Annotated in this window: 12 protein-coding genes; 10 read left to right on the forward strand and 2 right to left on the reverse strand. The window is 65.3% G+C overall.

Annotated features, from left to right (window positions below; all coding sequences use genetic code 11):
* Nucleotides 1–30: 30 nt before the first annotated feature.
* Nucleotides 31–1,053, forward strand: a complete 1,023-nt coding sequence (locus tag HNR05_RS16985) for a LacI family DNA-binding transcriptional regulator (RefSeq protein ID WP_179580255.1) — start codon at nucleotides 31–33, stop codon at nucleotides 1,051–1,053.
* 70 nt (nucleotides 1,054–1,123) lie between these two features.
* Nucleotides 1,124–2,653, forward strand: a complete 1,530-nt coding sequence (locus HNR05_RS16990) for a leucyl aminopeptidase (RefSeq protein WP_179580257.1) — start codon at nucleotides 1,124–1,126, stop codon at nucleotides 2,651–2,653.
* 267 nt (nucleotides 2,654–2,920) lie between these two features.
* Here HNR05_RS16990 and HNR05_RS16995 read toward each other — a convergent pair whose 3' ends face one another.
* Together HNR05_RS16995 and HNR05_RS17000 are read right to left on the reverse strand one after the other, a co-directional pair.
* A complete protein-coding gene (locus HNR05_RS16995) occupies nucleotides 2,921–3,241 on the reverse strand; it encodes an MGMT family protein (RefSeq protein ID WP_179580259.1) in 321 nt (106 codons plus the stop codon).
* An 18-nt stretch (nucleotides 3,242–3,259) separates the two neighbouring features.
* Nucleotides 3,260–3,712, reverse strand: coding sequence for a GNAT family N-acetyltransferase (locus HNR05_RS17000; protein WP_179580261.1), 453 nt, complete (start codon nucleotides 3,710–3,712; stop codon nucleotides 3,260–3,262).
* Between the two features lie 206 nt (nucleotides 3,713–3,918).
* Between HNR05_RS17000 and HNR05_RS17005 the strand changes: the two genes are divergently transcribed.
* The 8 genes from HNR05_RS17005 (at nucleotide 3,919) to nagZ (ending at nucleotide 18,348) form a co-directional block, all read left to right on the forward strand.
* A complete protein-coding gene (locus HNR05_RS17005) occupies nucleotides 3,919–6,129 on the forward strand; it encodes an NADP-dependent isocitrate dehydrogenase (protein ID WP_179580263.1) in 2,211 nt (736 codons plus the stop codon).
* 225 nt (nucleotides 6,130–6,354) lie between these two features.
* Nucleotides 6,355–10,050, forward strand: a complete 3,696-nt coding sequence (locus HNR05_RS17010) for a S8 family serine peptidase (RefSeq protein ID WP_343062664.1) — start codon at nucleotides 6,355–6,357, stop codon at nucleotides 10,048–10,050.
* A gap of 149 nt (nucleotides 10,051–10,199) precedes the next feature.
* Nucleotides 10,200–12,095, forward strand: coding sequence for a heavy metal translocating P-type ATPase (locus HNR05_RS17015; protein ID WP_179580265.1), 1,896 nt, complete (start codon nucleotides 10,200–10,202; stop codon nucleotides 12,093–12,095).
* Between the two features lie 148 nt (nucleotides 12,096–12,243).
* Entirely contained in the window at nucleotides 12,244–13,416 is a 1,173-nt protein-coding gene (locus HNR05_RS17020; protein WP_179580267.1) for an ROK family transcriptional regulator, read from the forward strand.
* A gap of 76 nt (nucleotides 13,417–13,492) precedes the next feature.
* Nucleotides 13,493–14,845, forward strand: coding sequence for an extracellular solute-binding protein (locus HNR05_RS17025; RefSeq protein WP_179580269.1), 1,353 nt, complete (start codon nucleotides 13,493–13,495; stop codon nucleotides 14,843–14,845).
* A 103-nt stretch (nucleotides 14,846–14,948) separates the two neighbouring features.
* The gene (locus HNR05_RS17030) at nucleotides 14,949–15,893 is read left to right on the forward strand and encodes a carbohydrate ABC transporter permease (protein ID WP_343062665.1); all 945 of its coding nucleotides are present in this window, start codon (nucleotides 14,949–14,951) and stop codon (nucleotides 15,891–15,893) included.
* The gene (locus tag HNR05_RS17035; protein WP_179580273.1) at nucleotides 15,890–16,831 is read left to right on the forward strand and encodes a carbohydrate ABC transporter permease; all 942 of its coding nucleotides are present in this window, start codon (nucleotides 15,890–15,892) and stop codon (nucleotides 16,829–16,831) included. Before HNR05_RS17030 ends, HNR05_RS17035 begins: the two co-directional genes overlap by 4 nt.
* A 32-nt stretch (nucleotides 16,832–16,863) precedes the next feature.
* Nucleotides 16,864–18,348, forward strand: coding sequence for a beta-N-acetylhexosaminidase (gene nagZ / locus HNR05_RS17040; RefSeq protein WP_343062666.1), 1,485 nt, complete (start codon nucleotides 16,864–16,866; stop codon nucleotides 18,346–18,348).
* The last annotated feature ends 21 nt before the right edge of the window (nucleotides 18,349–18,369 follow it).

The raw sequence follows: 18,369 nt of genomic DNA on the forward strand, positions 1-18,369 counted from the left end.
AGTGCTGTGAACGCTCACTACACTGGGGCCATGCCACGTCGTTCTGACCCAGATCGGGCACCGAATCAAGTTGATGTTGCCCGAGCCGCCGGGGTGTCGACGCAGACGGTGTCCCGCGTCGTTTCGGGGCACCCCAATGTGCGCCCAGAGACCGCGCAGCGCGTGCTCGCCGCGGTGGAGGCCGTTGGATACCGGGTGCACGCGGCCGCGGCTTCGCTCGCGTCGGGTCGCAGCCGCACCATCGGCGTGATCACCATCTCCTCGGCCCAGTATTCGACGAGTGCGATTGTGCTTGGTGTCGAGGCGGTCGCCGCCGATGAAGGGTATGCGGTGACATCCGCGGGGGTCACCCAGCACGCAGGCCCGGCGGCGTTCGTCGCGGCTTTTGACCGGTTGGAACGGCAGGGCGCGGAGGGCATCGTGATCCTCGCGCCGGTCGGGTTCCTCTCCGAAGCGCTCGGCACGCGCACGGAACGCACGCCCACGGTCGGGCACCGACAGACCGATGGCGACGGCACCGGCGCGCTCATCGATCAGCGGGCCATCGCTCGTGCCGCCACCGAGCATCTGCTCGATCTTGGCCATCGCACCGTCTGGCACGTCTCGGGCGACGAGTTCTGGCAGGAGTCGAGTTTGCGCCGTGACGAGTGGGAGGCGGTGCTTCGGGAACGTGGCATCACACCGCCCCCGGTCATTCCCGGTGACTGGTCGCCCGAGTCGGGTTACCGGGCCGGGCGGACGATCGCGGCAATCCCCGACGTGACCGCGGTCTTCGTGTCGAGCGACGAGATGGCCTTCGGCGTGATCCGGGCGCTCCATGAAGCCGGTCGCACGGTGCCGGATGACGTCTCGGTGGTCAGCGTTGATGATATTGCGCTCGCCGCGTATGCCACGCCTGCTCTGACGACGGTGCGACAGCCGTTCGAAGAGGTGGGACGCGCCACGGCGATTCAGGTGATCGACCTGATCGAGAAACGTGAACCGCGGATTCTGCCGACTCTGCGCCCCGAACTCATCGTCAGAGCCTCCACGGCCCCACCGGCGCACGCCTAGAACCGGTGGCGAACGACAGTACTGCTTCACGCAACCGCAAAGTACCACCGAAGGCTAAGGAACGCCGATCATGACTCCCAGCGACTATAAACTCATCCCCTCCGCGTTCAGCGCCACGCCGTCACTGGATGCGGCCGGAAGCACCACGGTGACCGCTGCAACGCAGCCGGGGGCGACTCTCGGAGCCCTCGGCTACTTCGTCGGCACGACGGGTGTCGTCCCGAACGGACTCGGGGTTGACCGTGACGCTCTCACGCGGGCCGGCTTCGACGGCGCTGTCGGACAGACTCTGATCCTGCCGCAGCCCAGCGGGCCGGAGCTGATCGCTGTCGGAGCAGGAAAAGCCGATGAGCAGAATGCGGCGACGCTGCGTGACGCGGCTGCCGCCTTCGCTCGCGCCGCTCGACGGGCTCCCGACATCGGGCTGATCCCGGGCGAGGAGTTCGCTCTGGCCCCCGATCGTCTCGGACAGCTGATCACCGAGGGCGTGCTCCTGGCTCGCTACCGGTATGCCGAACTGAAGCCCACCAGCAAGCACAGTGCGCTGACTTCACTCGAGCTCATCGTTCCCGACGGCCAGGTGGCCGACGTGGCCGCTGGCATCCGCACCGGTGAGATTCTGGCGCAGTCGGCGAACCTCGCACGTGACCTTGCAAACACCCCGCCCAGCCATCTCACCGCGACCGACTTCGGGGATGTGGCGGCGCGCCTGGGTGCTGCCGCTGGCCTTGCAGTCGAGATCTTCGACAAAAAGCAGATCACTGAGCTGGGCTTGGGCGGGCTGCTGGGGGTCAACGCCGGCAGCATCGAAGAACCGCGCATGATCAAGATCGTGTACACGCCCGCCGAGGCGTCGTCTCCTGCTCCAGCGCACCTCGCACTCGTCGGCAAGGGCATCATGTACGACTCGGGCGGAATCAGCCTCAAGCCGTCAGACCCCATGCACCTCGCCATGAAGATGGATATGGCCGGCGCCGGGGCCGTTCTGGCAACCATGATCGCCCTTCGCGCGCTTGACTGCCCGAACGCTGTCACCGCGTTCCTGATGTGTACGGACAATATGCCGTCCGGCTCGGCGATGAAGCTAGGCGATGTGCTCACAATTCGTGGCGGCACGACCGTTGAGGTAAAGAACACGGATGCCGAGGGTCGCCTCGTGCTCTCGGACGGAATCGTGCTCGCGGGCGAGGAGTCGCCAGACGCCATCGTCGATATCGCAACGCTCACCGGCGCGGCGCTGATGGCGTTCGGCCAGCGCACCGCCGCCGTGCTCGGGAACAACCAGGAGCTGATCCTTCAGGCAATGAGCGCTTCGGAGGCCACCGACGAGTCGATCTGGCAGCTGCCACTGGAGCGTCGATACCGCGACCAGTTGAACTCCGACGTGGCCGACATGTCGAACATGGGCGGCAAGTACGCCGGAGCGACGCTCGCGGCGCTGTTCCTGGCCGATTTCGTGGGCGAGACCCCATGGGTGCATTTCGATATCGCCAGCACCATGCAGTCCGACAGCGATGACCTGTGGCGCTCGAAGGGCGCAACGGGGTTCGGCACCCGCCTCCTCATCGATCTGGCGTGCAACTTCGTGCCGGTGAAGTAGCTCCGGTACGGCGGCAACGGTCGACCCGCTCGGTGGGTCGCGCCATCCCGTGGGTCGAGCGCTCCCGTGGGTCGCGCGCTCCCGTTGGTCGAGCGCTCCCGTTGGTCGAGCTTGTCGAGACCAGGTGGGCCGGTCTCGAGATGTGGTCGCGTGATCTCGACACGCTCGATCGGCGGTGTGGTGCGATCGGCGGTGTGGTGCGAGATGCGGTGTGTTGCGTTCGGCGGTTCTCGCCATCGGCGGTTCGTGCGCGCCGATAGCCAGCCGTCACGCGTCGCCCGGGCTCCAGCGGGCGATCGGCCAATCGATCCGGTAACCGGCTTCGCTGGTCGACGAAAGCAGGGGTGTCGACTCGATCCGGTAGTGCTCGAGCGCCTGTTCCTCATGGCCGACCGGGGGATGCCCGCCGGCGCGAATGACCCGCCACCACGGAACATCCGCTCCGTAGCGAGCCATGATCTGACCGACGAGGCGCGCGCCGCGTGAGCCGAAGGCCGCAGCGACCGAGCCGTACGTCATCACTCGACCGGATGGGATCTCGGAGACGAGATCGAGAACATCCGTGACGAACGAGCCGTCTGAAGCCATGCGCCGGGGCAAGCCGGCCTACAGCTGCAACGCGCCGATGGTTTCGCCGTACTGTGTCTCGTCGACATCTGTGAAGCCGATGCGGTGGAAGAAGGCTTCTGGTCCATCCTCGCCGGCTTCCCAAATTGCGGTGATGCGCTCGAAGCCACGACGGCGGGCTTCCTCTGCCAGAGCGTGGGCGGCGAACTTGCCGACGCCCTGCCCCTGAGCCTCGGCGTCGACGTTGATGCGCCAGATGCAGGCGCGAAATTCTTCGTTCTCGCCGTCAGGGTCGAAATTGCCGTGGATGAAGCCGACGACATGGTCGCCCATCAGCACGACCCGCTGCCAGGCGGTGGCCGGATTGATCGTGGATGCCGCAACCGAGTAAGAGACGGGGGCAATGAATTGCTCCTGGCCGGGCTTCAGGCTCAGGCTATTGGCCGCAACGATGTTATCTGCGGAAAGTTCTTCCAGTCTCAGCTCACTCATGAGAACAGGGTAACCTGCGACAGATCGACTGGGTAGTCGGGTTTCCGGCGGACCGGCGTAAACGGTCATGAAGCCGCCGCCATCCGTCTCGTTCCAAACGGACTCAGTGCGCGCAGCACGACGTTCACTTTCCCCCTTCCAGCCTCGCCCTGTATCTTGATATCAAGACAAGTTCGTCGCACGCAACGCCAAGGAGCTGCCCCACGATGCCCACCATCATCTACACGTACACCGACGAGGCGCCGATGCTGGCCACTCACTCGTTCTTTCCCATCATCAGCGCCTTCGCGGGGGCTGCGGGCGTCGACATCGAAACACGGGACATCTCCCTCGCTGGCCGCATCATTGCCGCATTTCCCGAGAACCTGACCGACGAGCAACGGATCGGTGACGCGCTCGCCGAGCTGGGGGCCTTGGCCACCCGGCCCGAAGCGAACATCATCAAGCTGCCGAACGTGTCCGCGTCAGTGCCGCAGTTGAAGGCCGCAATCGCCGAACTGCAGGCCGCAGGTTACGACTTGCCTGATCACCCCGACGCCCCGCAGACGGATGCCGAGAAGGATGTCCGCGCTCGTTATGACAAGCTCAAGGGCTCCGCTGTGAACCCGGTACTCCGCGAGGGCAACTCGGACCGCCGCGCGCCCCACTCGGTCAAGGAGTACGCCCGTAAGTACCCGCACCGCATGGGGGCCTGGGCCGCCGATTCGAAGACCAACGTCGCCACCATGGGCCACGATGACTTCTTCGCGAACGAGAAGTCGGTCGTTCTCGCTGCCGACGACGTTCTGCGCATCGAGTTGGTGAACGCGGCCGGCGGCGTGACCACCCTGCACCCCGGTGTGAAGGTACTGGCGGGCGAGGTCGTCGACGCGACGTTCTTGAACGTCGCGAAGCTGCACGAGTTCCTTGCCCAGGCGATCAAACGCGCCAAGGACGAGGACGTGCTGTTCTCGGTGCACCTGAAGGCCACGATGATGAAGGTCTCCGACCCGATCATCTTCGGCCACGTGGTGCGCGCATTCTTCCCCGCCGTCTTCGAGAAGTACGGCGCAGAGCTCAGTGAGGCTGGCCTCAACCCCAACAACGGCCTCGGCGGCATCCTCGACGGACTGGGCGCGTTGGACAACGGCGCCGAGATTCGCGCCGCATTCGAGCAAGGTCTGAAAGACGGCCCGCGCCTCGCGATGGTCAACTCGGACAAGGGCATTACCAACCTGCACGTGCCGAGCGACGTCATCGTCGATGCGTCGATGCCGGCCATGATCCGCACCTCGGGCCGCATGTGGGGCGCCGACGGCGGCGAGCACGACACCATTGCGGTCATCCCGGACTCCAGCTACGCCGGAATTTACCAGGCTGTGATCGAGGATTGCCGCGCCCACGGAGCCTACGACCCCACCACGATGGGATCCGTCCCGAACGTCGGCCTCATGGCGCAGAAGGCCGAGGAATACGGCTCCCATGACAAGACGTTCGAGATCGCTGAGGCGGGTACCGTCCGCGTCGTGAACGCGGCGGGCGAAACCCTCATTGAGCACGAGGTTCAGGCGGGCGACATCTGGCGGGCCTGCCAGACCAAAGACGTTGCGATCCGTGACTGGGTGAAACTCGCTGTCAACCGCGCCCGCGCGACCGGAACCCTCACCGTGTTCTGGCTTGACGAGCACCGCGCGCACGATGCGAACCTCATCGCGAAGATCAACGCGTACCTGCCCGAGTACGACACGTCCGGCCTCGACATTCGGGTGCTCGCACCCGCTGAGGCCACCACGCTGTCGGTCGAACGGATTCGCCGCGGCGAGGACACCATCTCGGTGACCGGCAACGTGTTGCGCGACTACAACACCGACCTGTTTCCGATCCTGGAACTCGGCACGAGCGCCAAGATGCTGTCGGTCGTCCCCCTGCTCAACGGAGGCGGACTCTTCGAGACGGGCGCCGGCGGCTCAGCTCCGAAGCATGTGCAGCAGTTGGTGGAGGAGAACTACCTGCGTTGGGACAGCCTCGGCGAGTTCCTCGCACTGGCCGCGAGCTTCGAGCACTTCGCCGACGTCAACGACAACGCCAAGGCCCGCGTTCTCGGCGCAACCCTTGACCGCGCCACCGGCACCTTCCTGCTTGAGAACAAGTCGCCCGGCCGCGCCCTGGGCACCATCGACAACCGTGGCTCGCACTACTTCCTTGCGCGGTATTGGGCCGAGGAGCTGGCGAAGCAGACGGATGACGCCGAGCTCGCTGCCGCGTTCGGTCCCCTCGCCGTGACTCTGCGCGACAATGAGCAGAAGATCGTCGCGGAGCTGATCGCCCCCCAAGGCTCTCCCGTGGACATCGGCGGCTACTACAAGGTCGACGAGGCCAAGACCAACGCGGTCATGCGTCCGTCGGCAACGCTGTCCGAGGCCATCGCCTCGCTGTAACGCGCCCCCGCAGACAAGGCCCCGATCGTTTCGATCGGGGCCTTGTGCGTGCAGGCACAGCTGCATGAGTGCATGCGTGCATGTCTGCACTGACGCGTACAGTGCCTCGCTGGCCAAAATTACCAACCCCCTTCCGCGGGGAGGGTATTCTCCGCTAACTTCAGTGCCACTGTCCCTCAACTGGGGGGTAGTTGCTCTGGCTCCACCTTCGGAGAGGACAATCACGTGCTGAACCAACCCTGGACCCGTTCGCAACGAGGCGAGCACCCAGCGCGAACATCCTTCACTCACACCGGCCGCAGCGTTGCAGCCCTCCTCACGATTGCCGCGGTTGCAGCCGCGACCGTGCTCGGTGGAGCAGCTGCCACCGCGGCTCCCGCTCCGGCCGGCTCGCTGGGCGGTGTGATCAGCCCGCCCGTGACCGGATTCGAGGCCGGCCGTTACATCGTTCAGTTGGCCGATGCCGCGGTCGCCACCTACGACGGCGGCGTCACCGGGTTTGCGCCCACGCAGCCGGATGTTGGCGAGCGGCTAAATGCGCAGAGCAAGAATGCTCAGAGTTATTCGGACTTCCTCACCGAGAGGCAGGAGCAGGTCGCCGCCGAGGTGGGGGCCGACATCGACTACTCCTACACATTGGCGATCAACGCGTTCGCGGCAGAGCTCAGCACCAGGCAGGCCGTTGAGCTCTCCGCCCTCAAGGGGGTCATCGCCCTGACCCGTGACGAACTCAAGCACGTGACTGCAGTGCCATCCGTGGACTTCCTCGGCCTGACCGGCTACGACGGAGTGTGGGCTGGTATCGGTGGGCCGCAGGCGGCGGGCAACGGCATCGTGGTCGGCGTGCTCGACACCGGGATCGCCCCGGAGAACCCGTCGTTCACCGGAAAACCGCTGGGCACCACGGCGGGAAGCGACCCGTATTTGAACGGCACAACCATCACCTTCGCCAAGTCTGACGGGGGAACCTTCACGGGCGAGTGCGTCACGGGCGAGCAGTTCACTGCCGCCGCGTGCAACACCAAACTGATCGGCGCACGCTACTACGTGAGCGGCTTCGGGCTGGATCAGATCGGCGACGCCAGCGTCGGAGAATATGTCTCGCCGCGTGACGGCGACGGCCATGGTTCGCACACGGCCAGCACGGCCGTGGGTAACCATGACGTCGCAGCATCCGTCGCAGGCCGTGACTTCGGTCTCATCTCCGGAGTCGCACCGGCCGCCAAGGTCGCCGCATACAAGGTGTGCTGGTCGGGCCCGGATGCGGCGAGTGCCGACGACGACGGCTGCGCGACCTCGGACATGCTCGCGGCCATCGACCAGTCGGTCGCCGACGGTGTTGACGTGCTGAACTTCTCGATCGGCGGCGGCTCGGCGACGACGACGGTATCGCCGACGGATATCGCATTCCTGGGTGCCGCGAGTGCTGGCATCTTTGTCGCGGCAGCCGCCGGTAACTCCGGCCCGGACGCCTCGACGCTTGACAACGCGTCGCCCTGGATCACCACGGTCGCGGCCAGCACCATCCCGAGTTATGAGGCGACGGCCACACTCGGCAACGGGATGGCCTATGCCGGCGCGTCGATCACGGTCGACATCACGCCGGGAGTTCCGCCGCTGACGGGGCCGCTCGCCCGGGCAGATCTGCTCGCAGCGCCCGCCGCCGTCGACGCACTGCTGTGCGCACCCGGCTCGCTCGACCCAACCCTCACCGCTGGAAAGATCGTGTTCTGCCAGCGCGGTGTCTACGACAGGGTGGCGAAGTCCGCCGAGGTCAAACGGGCCGGCGGCATCGGGATGCTCCTCGTCAACAAGACGCCGGGTTCCATCGACACCGACGATCATTCCGTGCCGACCGTGCACCTCGACTCGATGTACTGGGATGCGACCTTCGCCTACGCGGCGGAGCCGGGCGCGACAGTCACGTTCACCCCGGGCAACAGCACCAGCTACGAACCGCCGACACCGCAGGTCGCCGGGTTCAGCTCGCGCGGCCCGGTGTTGGCCGATGGCAGCGACATCCTCAAGCCTGACATTGCCGCACCGGGTGTGGCGATCCTCGCCGATGGGGCCAATGCTGAAGGGGCTCCACCGACCTTCCAATTCCTCTCGGGAACGTCGATGGCCTCGCCCCACATTGCCGGGCTTGCCGCGCTTTACCTCGGGGAGCGGCCGAACGCCTCTCCCGCAGAGGTGAAGTCGGCGATGATGACGACGGCGTATGACACCGTCGATGGGTCCGGAGAGTTGGTGACCGATCCCTTTGCGCAGGGTGCAGGACACGTCGATCCGACTCGCTACTTCGAACCAGGCCTGCTCTATCTGAACGGTCCGGATGACTGGTGGTCGTTCATCGCCGGCATCGGCTACGACGTCGGTGTGCCGCCGATCGACCCGAGCAATCTCAACCTCGCTTCGATCGCCGTCGGCGCGCTGACGGCGCCCGAGACGATCACCCGCACGGTGACGGCGACGCGAGCCGGCGACTTCAGCGCACAGGTCACCGGGCTGCCCGGTATTGACGTCGCCGTGGTCCCCTCGACGCTGAGCTTCGGCGCCGCCGGTGAGTCTGCCAGCTACGCGGTGACGTTCAGCAGAACGGATGCCGCGCTCGACGCCTTCAGTACCGGCTCGATCGACTGGTTCGGTGACGGCACGCGGGTGCACAGCCCGGTCGCGGTGCAGCCGGTCACCCTGGTGGCACCGCAGTCCGTGGCCGGAACGGGAACCCGCGGCTCGGTCGACGTGAGCGTGACGGCGGGGGCGAGCGGGGACATCCCGCTCGGTGCGGTCGGGCTCGCTCCGGGCGTTCGCCAGCCGAACGCCGCAGACCCCGCTGATCCGCACAGTGGATCGGGAGCGAGCGGTGATCAGTTCAGCTACCAGGTGGAGGTGCCGGCGGGCACCGAGCTTGCCCGCTTCGATCTGAACTCCGTCGACGACACCGCCGATCTCGACCTCACGGTCTACCTGTTGGATGGTGACGGCGGGCAGCCGGTAGCCGGCTGGCAGTCGGCGACGAGTTCAGCGGATGAGCGGGTCGACCTGCCCACACCGGATGCCGGGTTCTACCTGATGCTGGTTGAGGTCTTCAGCGGGTCGACCGCGTTCGACATGACGACGTTCGCAGTTCCGGCCACTGGTGGAGTCGGCTCATTCGCCGTCGCTCCCAACCCGCTGCCGGCAGTGCAGGGCGTGCCGATCAGTTACACGGCCTCATGGAGCGGCCTCGCTCCCGAGACCGACTATCTGGGTCTCGTTCACTACGGCGACACCGGGCTCAGCACGGCGGTCGGTGTGGCGTCGGGGCCGGCGCAGGCGCCGCTGAACACCGTCGCCCCGTCGATCACGGGAACGGCGAAGGTCGGCATGCGGCTCACCGCCCAGCCGGGAGAGTGGGACACCGCCGGGCTGAGCTTCAGCTACCAATGGCAGCGCGATGGCGTGAACATTCGTCACTCGACCGGCCGGTACTACACGGTGATGAAGAAGGACCGCGGTCACTCACTGGGCGTTGTCGTCACGGCGAAGAAGGCGGGCGTTCCAACGGCGACCGCAGCCTCTGCGCGTGTCATGGTGAAATATGGCTCGAAGCTCGATCTCGATCTGCGCAGTCACACAGTGACCACGTCAGATCGGGTCAGGGTCAGGGTCGAACTCGACTCAAGTGGCCGGGTTTCCGGCCAGGCAATCACGGTGACGGTGACGAGCGCGAGCAGCGGGCCCGCGACATTTACCGTCACGCTCGATCGGCGCGGTCAGGGCGAGCTGCGCCTGCCTCGACTGAGCGCGGGTAGCTACACCGTGCAGGCGAGCTTTGCCGGCACTGCTACGGTTGCCAGCTCGGTGAGTGCGGTTCAGAAGCTGACCGTGAAGAAGCCCAAACCGCACGGGCACTCGGCGGCGCCCACCATTCGGTGACGCAGCTGCGGGGCGAGTTCAGCGGGGTGTCGAGACACTCGACACACTCGCTGACACTCGCTCCGCGACCACCCGGCCGGCTCCGCAACTGCGGGTAGGGGAGCCTGTCCTTGCTGGTGGAACGGATGCCGCGCGAGAAGAATATGGGTATGCCATCCGTTCCCTCGCTCCTGCGCCGATACCCATTCGTGACCGCGACCCTCGTCGTGGCTGTGGTCGGTCTGGTGCTCTGGACCTCCGGTGCGACGACGCAGGTCGGCTGGCTGTTCGGCGGTTACGCGCTCGTGATTGCAGCGGTACAGCTGGTGGGCATGGTCAAAGACCTGCGCAGTGGCAACTGGGGCATCGATATCCTGGCGATCACAGCCATCGTGGCAACCGTGGTCGTGGGCGAATATGTGGCGAGCATTCTGATCGTGCTCATGCTCACCGGGGGTGAGGCGCTCGAGGACTTCGCGGCCAACCGGGCCACGCGCGAACTCAACGCCCTCCTCACGCGCGCACCGCAGATCGCACATCGCTTAGCGGATGCCGGCGACAACGCCGAAGACATTGCCGCGACGTCCGTCATGATCGGGGATCTGCTGCTCGTGCGCCCTGCAGAGATCGTGCCCGTTGACGGCGCGCTGGTCTCGCCGGAGGCCTCATTCGATGAGTCGTCGCTGACGGGCGAGAGTATCCCGGTGACCAAGCAGGCCGGCGATGCGGTGATGAGCGGGGCCATCAACGGCTCAGCCGCTGTCACCGTGCGGGCCACGGCTACGGCAAAGAACAGCCAGTACCAGCGCATCGTGGCGCTCGTCACCGAGGCATCCGCGAGCAAGGCGCCCGTGGTGCGTCTGGCCGATCGCTACGCGGTTCCGTTCACGATCGTCTCGCTGCTGATCGCCGGGGTGGCCTGGCTGGTGAGCGGGAATCCGGTGCGCTTCGCCGAGGTGCTGGTGCTCGCCACGCCCTGCCCGTTGCTGATCGCGGCCCCGGTGGCCTTCCTCGGTGGAATGAGCCGGGCCGCCCGCAACGGCGTGATCGTGAAGGGCGGGGGAGTGCTCGAGACGCTGGCGCGGGCGCGCACGGTCGTGTTCGACAAAACCGGAACCCTGACCACCGGAACGCCCGCCATCAGCGCGGTCAACCCGGCGCCCCCGTTTGGCGCCGACGAAGTTCTGGCGCTCGCCGCATCGGCCGAGCAATATTCCTCGCACGTGCTCGCGGCATCCGTGATGCGTGCCGCACGAGACGCCGGCCTGAACCTGGTGGCCGCCGACTCGGCCAGCGAAGTCGCCACCTTCGGAGTGCTCGCGCGGTTCGGCACCCGCGAGGTTGCGGTCGGCAAGCTGTCGTTCATCGCCTCGCATGCGCCGGAGGCGGCCGCCGCCGAACTCGTCGGCGGAGAGTTGGCGATCTACATTGCGATCGACGGACGTTTCGCTGGCAGCATTATTGCGCGGGACTCGGTGCGCTCCAACGCGAAGGCCACGATTGCGGCCTTGGCCGCGCTCGGGGTGAAACGAAACCTCATTCTCACTGGTGACGCCCAGACGACGGCCGACCAGGTGGCCGATGCGCTCGGCGTGACCGAGGTGCACGCCGATTGCCTGCCCGGCGACAAGGTCGACCTCGTGCGCGGCATCGCCGAGCGCCCCGTGATCATGGTGGGTGACGGGGTCAACGACGCTCCGGTTCTGGCCGTCGCCGACGTCGGAATCGCGATGGGAGCAAAGGGGTCAACGGCCGCCAGTGAGTCGGCGGATGTCGTCATTCTCGTCGACGACATTTCACGCACCGCCCGCGCGGTGGCGATTGGTCACGACACCGTGCGCGTGGCGCTGCAGAGCATCTGGCTTGGCATTGCGCTGAGCGTGGGGCTCATGCTGGTCGCAGCGTTCGGTTTCATCCCGGCGACGGCCGGGGCCCTGCTGCAGGAGGTCGTGGACCTCGCGGCCATCCTGAACGCGTTGCGTGCCATCGGCGGGCGCCGGGATGCCCATGTTCAGCGGGTGCCTGCGCCGACGCGCGCGGGAACGCCTGACGTCGCCGTTGGCTGACGCCGGCCGGCGGGTCCCGATCCGCGCGTTCCGTCACGGCGGACAGTGCTTCGGTTCAGCGTGCCTGAGGTCACAACTTAGTAAAGAACCCTGACATATTCGGTGGATTGGCTTGCATTTAGTTAGTTCGTAAGATTTACTAACAAACATGACGGCTACGGGAGCTCAGCGGATCGGCGACGATCGCGCCCTTCGCACCAGAGCGAAGGTGCTTCCCGAGCACGCCCGCGGCCACAACCGTGCACTGGTTTTACAGACGCTTTACCGCGCTGGAATACAGAGCCGTGCCGACCTCGCCCGTGTGACCGGTCTCACCCGGGTCACCATTTCTGACCTTGTCGCCGAGCTGATCGTCGAAGGTGTCGTGATCGAGCTCGGACAGCGCGAAGAGTCACGCCCCGGCAAGCCGGCCATGCTTGTCGATATCGACAGGTCGGCCTTTGAGATCATCTCGCTCGACCTCTCTGACTACGCTGTGCTGCGCGGGGCGGTGCTCAGTCTCGACGGCGACGTGCGGCAGCGCGCCGAACTCGATCGGGCCGGTGCTCGCGGTGACGCCGCTCTCGAGGCAGTGTCGCAACTGCTGGCCCGACTCATCGCCCTCGCCGGCGCCCCTATTCTCGGCATTGGAGTCGGGTCGCCCGGCATCGTCGACCGTCACGGCGTCGTGCAGACCGCCCCGAACCTGGGCTGGCAGGGCGTGCCGTTGCAGCAACTCCTGCACGACGCATCCGGCCTGCCCGTCATCGTCGTCAACGACGCAAACGCCGCAGTGCTTGCCGAGCACAGTTTCGGTGGAGCCGACCGCGACCTGCTGCTCATCACCGTGGGCAACGGCGTGGGGGCCGGGCTGCTTGTGGGCGGCCGAACGATTCTGGGCGACCGATTCGCCGCCGGGGAGATCGGCCATGTCGTGGTCGGTACCGATGATGGTCCCGAATGTGCCTGCGGAAAGCACGGCTGCCTGGAAGCCTGGCTGGCCGTCCCGCGCCTCACCGCGGCACTCGCGCAGGCCGACCGGGATCTGACTCCGGCGGCAGCCGAAATCGCCAAAGAGCAGATCCGAACCGAAGCAGGCCGCCGACTCGGCATCGTGCTCGCGCCCATCGTGGCCGCACTCAATCTCCTGGAGATCGTGCTCGCCGGCCCCCCAGAACTTCTCGACGGCACGCTCTCACAGGCGACCCTCGAGACACTCCGAAGCCGAACAATGGCCGAATTCCACGGCGATCTCGCTCTTCGGATGACCACGCACGGGCAGGACATCGTTCTGCGCGGCGCGGCCGCCTTGGTGCTTTCTGGCCAACTCGGGGTCTCGTAATCACAGCGTTCCCCTGCACCACCGCTCCATCGATGTGGCACCCGCGCACATCGGCAATCCACGAAAGGAACCTCTCATGAAGAGAAAGCTCGCTTCCCTCGCAGCTTTGGCGACAGCATCTGCTCTCGTGCTCGCCGGCTGCTCCTCGAACGCGGAGGCCGGCGATGCTGCCGGCGCCGACAACTCGGGAAAGACCATCACCCTCTGGCTCGCCGGCGGTGACACCCCCGACGCGCTGCGCGACTACTTGAAGTCCGAATTCAACAAGGAAACCGGCGCAAAGCTGAACATTCAGCAGCAGGACTGGGGAGACCTCGTCACCAAGCTGACGACCTCGCTGCCCGATGCGAACAACACCCCCGACGTCACCGAGATGGGCAACACCCAATCACCGACGTTCACCAACGTCGGTGCGTTCCTCGACATCACCGACATGTACGACGAGCTCGGCGGCGAGAAGCTGCTGCAGTCGTTCGTCGACGCCGGCACGGTGGGCGATGCGAATTACACGCTGCCGTACTACTTCGGTTCGCGCGCCGTCTTCACTCGTTCGGATGTCTGGACCGCGGCCGGTGTCGAACAGCCGAAGACGCTGGACGAGTTCAACGCAGCCGTCGCCACGATCTCGCAGACCAACCCCCTGGCGATCCCGGGCTTTTCCGGCTTCTACCTGGGCGGCCAGGACTGGCGCAACGGCATCTCCTGGATCTTCGCCAACGGCGGAGAGCTTGCGACAGTGAAGGACGGCACGTGGACGTCCACTCTCGCCTCCGACAACACGCAGAAGGGCCTCGCTCAGCTGCAGGAACTGTACAAGAGCGCCTCCAACGCACCGAACGATGCCAAGGACAGCAACCAGTACATCTACCTCAACGACAGCGATGAGATCAAGGATGCCGACGGCGCTGTGACCTCCTCCACCTCGCTGGCCGCTGCATCGATCATGGCCCCGACCTGGGCTCACTGGTCGATCGGCACGCTCGGCACCGACGCTGAAGGCAAGGCCACGCGTACCTGGGATGACACCAAGAACCGAGTCTTTGCGCTGCCTGGCAACGATGGCAAGCCCGCACCGGTCTTTGCCGGTGGGTCCAACATCGGTATCTCCGCGAAGAGTAAGAACCCGGCCCTGGCCAAGTCGCTCATGAAGATCATCTTCTCCGAGGACTACCAGAACATGCTCGGCAAGAACGGCCTCGGCCCGGCAAACAGTGACTACGTCAACTCGCTCGGCGACGACCAATTTGCGAAGGCACTTATCGAATCCGCCTCGAACTCGAAGCTGACCCCCGCAGCTCCGGGCTGGGCCACCGTTGAGGGCTCGCTCGTGCTCGAAGAGTTCTTCAGCAAGATCAAGGACTCGACCGATCTCGCGGCCCTCGCAGCGGAGTACGACAAGAAGATCACTCCGATGTTGAACGGCAAGTAACACTCGTCATCCGTGTGGCCGGGCGAGGCGGAAACTCTCGTCTCGCTCGGCCACACTGCCGAAAACACCCGTATTCGGCCGCACTATGAAAGGAGGGCAGACCGTGACCACGCATGACTCCGTGCTTGACCGGAAAGCTCCAATCAGCGTCGCGCGGCGACGCAAACGGTGGAAGCCAGCGCCCTACCTACTGATCTTGCCCGCGATTGCCATTCTCGTGCTCGCCCTGGGCTATCCGCTCATCTGGCAGTTCGTCACGTCGATGCAGAAGTTCGGTCTGGCCCAACAGTTCGGCCAGCCCGCCGAATTTGTCTGGTTCCAGAACTACATCACACTCTTTCAAGACCCCTACATGTGGACTGTCGTCGCCCGGTCGCTTGCCTTCTGCCTGGTCACCGCTGCCGTCACCATGGTCGTCGGCACCCTGCTGGCCCTGCTGATGAATGCCGTCAACGCCGGAGTACGCATCACGATTCAGATCTCGCTGCTTCTGGCCTGGGCCATGCCTGTCGTTGCAGCGATGACCGTCTGGAACTGGCTCATCGACTGGCGCCGCGGCGTACTCAACAACGTTCTGGTCGGCCTCGGCTTCGACTTTCAGAACCACAACTGGCTGGCAGATCCGCTCTCGTTCTTTTTCATCGCCATGATCATCGTCGTCTGGATGAGCGTGCCGTTCGTGGCCTTCTCGATCTACGCCGGGCTCAGCCAGGTCGGGGCCGAGGTTCTCGAAGCCGCCCAGATGGACGGTGCCACCCCCGCGCAGCGCCTCCGGTACATCATCGTGCCCATCATCAAACCCGTGCTGGCCATCATCATGCTGTTGCAGGTGATTTGGGATCTGCGCGTGTTCACCCAGATCAGGCTGCTGCAGGATGCCGGCTCGATCGCATCCGAAACCAACCTGCTCGGCACCTACATCTACCAACTCGGCGTGGGCTCGAGCGACTTCGCCATGGCCAGTGCCGTCTCGGTCTTCGTGTTGATTCTCACCGTTGCGCTGAGCTGGGCTTACGTGCGTAACATGCTCAAGGAGGACGAGTCATGACCTCGGAACTGACCGAATCGCAGGCCACGCTGGTGGCCGCGCCGATCCAAGCGCCTGCCGTTGCTGTGTCACCGCGCGTGACATCAACCCGCAGCGGCAACCGTCGCTTCAAGCCGAGCCGCATCGCGCTCGGTGTGGTGGGTGTCATCGTCTCGGTGATCTGGGTGTTCCCGGTGTACTGGATGCTCAACTCGTCGTTGCTGCCCAACGTGGTGTTGCAGAAGACCACCCCGACCTGGCTGCCGTTCGGCGGGTCATTCGACAATTTTGTGGCGGTCTTCCGGGGTGGAACATTTCTGCCGGCGCTCGGAATCAGCACGGCCATCGCACTGATCACCGTGACGTTCTGCCTGATTTTCGCCTTCTTCGGGGCGCTGGCGATCAGCCGCTTCCGCTTTCGGGGTCGCAAGGCGTTCGTGCTGGCCGTTTTGCTGATCCAGATGCTGCCAGCTGAAGGACTCTTCATCGCCCAGTACAAGTTGATGGGCAGCCTGAATCTGCTCAACTCGATCGTCGGCGTGAGCATCATTTACATCGCGGCGGTCGTGCCGTTCACAATCTGGATGCTGCGCGGCTTCGTCGCCGGCGTACCGGCCGACCTCGAAGAGGCGGCAATGATCGACGGATTGAGTCGCACGCAAGCGTTCATGCGCATTACCTTCCCCCTGCTCGCGCCGGGGCTCGTGGCATCCGGCGTCTACGCATTTTTGCAGGCCTGGAACGAGTTCACCGTTGCCCTCGTGATCTTGCAGGACGGGTCGAGTCAGACCTTGCCGTTGTGGTTGCGCGGATTCATCCAGGCCAGTGCCAGCCGTGCGACCGACTGGGGCCAGGTCATGGCCGCATCGACGCTTGTTGCTGTTCCTGTCATCATCTTCTTCCTCTTCGTTCAGGGGCGTATGACCAGCGGGCTGGTCAGTGGGGCGGTCAAGGGTTGACCCTGGCGCACAATTCAGCAGAGACCGATACGGTGCATCGCCAGATCGTCACGACGCTCATGCCGGGCTTCCTCGGCACGACGTTGCCGGAGTGGCTGGCCGAGCGCCTCCGCGACGGCCTCGGTGCGGTCTGCATTTTCGGACAGAACATCGCCTCAGCCACACAGCTACGCGAACTGACAGCCGCAATTCGTGAGGCGAACCCGCTGGCCGTCATCGCGATCGACGAGGAGGGCGGCGACGTCACCCGCCTTCACTATTCCTCGGGTTCGCCCTACCCGGGCAACGCGATTCTCGGTCGGTTGAACGATCTGAGCTACACCGAAGAGGTGGGCCGCATGGTCGGTTGGGAGCTGCGTAAGACCGGCTGCACTCTCACCTTCGCGCCGGATGTCGACATCAACTCGAACGCGGACAACCCCGTCATCGGCGTGCGCAGCTTCGGCACCGACCCCGAACGGGTCGCGGCGCATTCTGCCGCATGGGTGCGCGGACTTCAAGGCACGGGGATCGCCGCGAGCCCGAAGCATTTTCCGGGTCATGGCGACACGGCACTGGACTCGCATCTCGCCCTGCCGATCGTCGACGTGTCTCTCGAGATGCTGCGGGAGCGCGAACTTCTTCCGTTCCGTGCGGCCATCGAAGCGGGCTCGAAAACAATCATGACGAGCCACATTCTGTTGCCGCAGATTGACGCCGTGAACCCGACGACGTTCTCGCGACAGATTCTGGGCGGCCTCCTCCGTGCCGAACTAGGCTTCGACGGGGTGATTGTGAGCGATGCGCTCGACATGATCGGTGCCAGCGGAGAGCGCGGCATTCCGGCTGCGGCCGCGGCGGCGCTGGCCGCCGGCTGCGATTTGCTCTGCATCGGAACCGAGAACACCGCCGAACAGTTGGACGCCATCGAGGCCGCGGTGCGCGCAGCGGTTGATGATGGTGTGCTTTCGAAGGACCGCTTGGCCGATGCGGCCCAGCGTGTGCGTCAGTTCGCGGCTGAAACGACACAGGATTTCGAGAGCATTCCGATTACGGAATATGCCCAGCTCATCGACGAGCCCTGCTTTGACACAAGTCGGGTCATCGACTCATTCGACCTGAGCATCAACGCCCACACCTGGCTGGCCGCGGCGCATCCGGCGTTCTCTGTGGTTCGACTCGAAACGGTCAACAACATCGCTGTCGGGGATGCGCCCTGGGGCCCCTGTGCCGAGGTCGCAGCACACCCGACCTCGCCGCTCGGCATGTTCTGGAACGCGCAGCCGACCGTCACAGTCACGGAGGGCGAGAGCACCGAACTGGTCCTCGCCGCAAGGATGCCGGTGGTCGTCATCGGCAAGGCAAACCATCGGTATCCATTCGCCCGCGAGATCATCGACCGCCTGCGTGCTGAGGGACGTCAGGTGCTGGTGATCGACATGGGCTGGCCCGCCGATGACCGTGCTTACGCCGACATTGCGACTTTCGGGGCCTCCCGTCTCGTCGGACGTGCCCTTCTCGAGCGCCTCGCGCGCTGATCCTTTGTGATTGATTCGGGT

The sequence above is a fragment of the Leifsonia psychrotolerans genome, assembly GCF_013410665.1.
GTDB lineage: Bacteria > Actinomycetota > Actinomycetes > Actinomycetales > Microbacteriaceae > Cryobacterium > Cryobacterium psychrotolerans_A.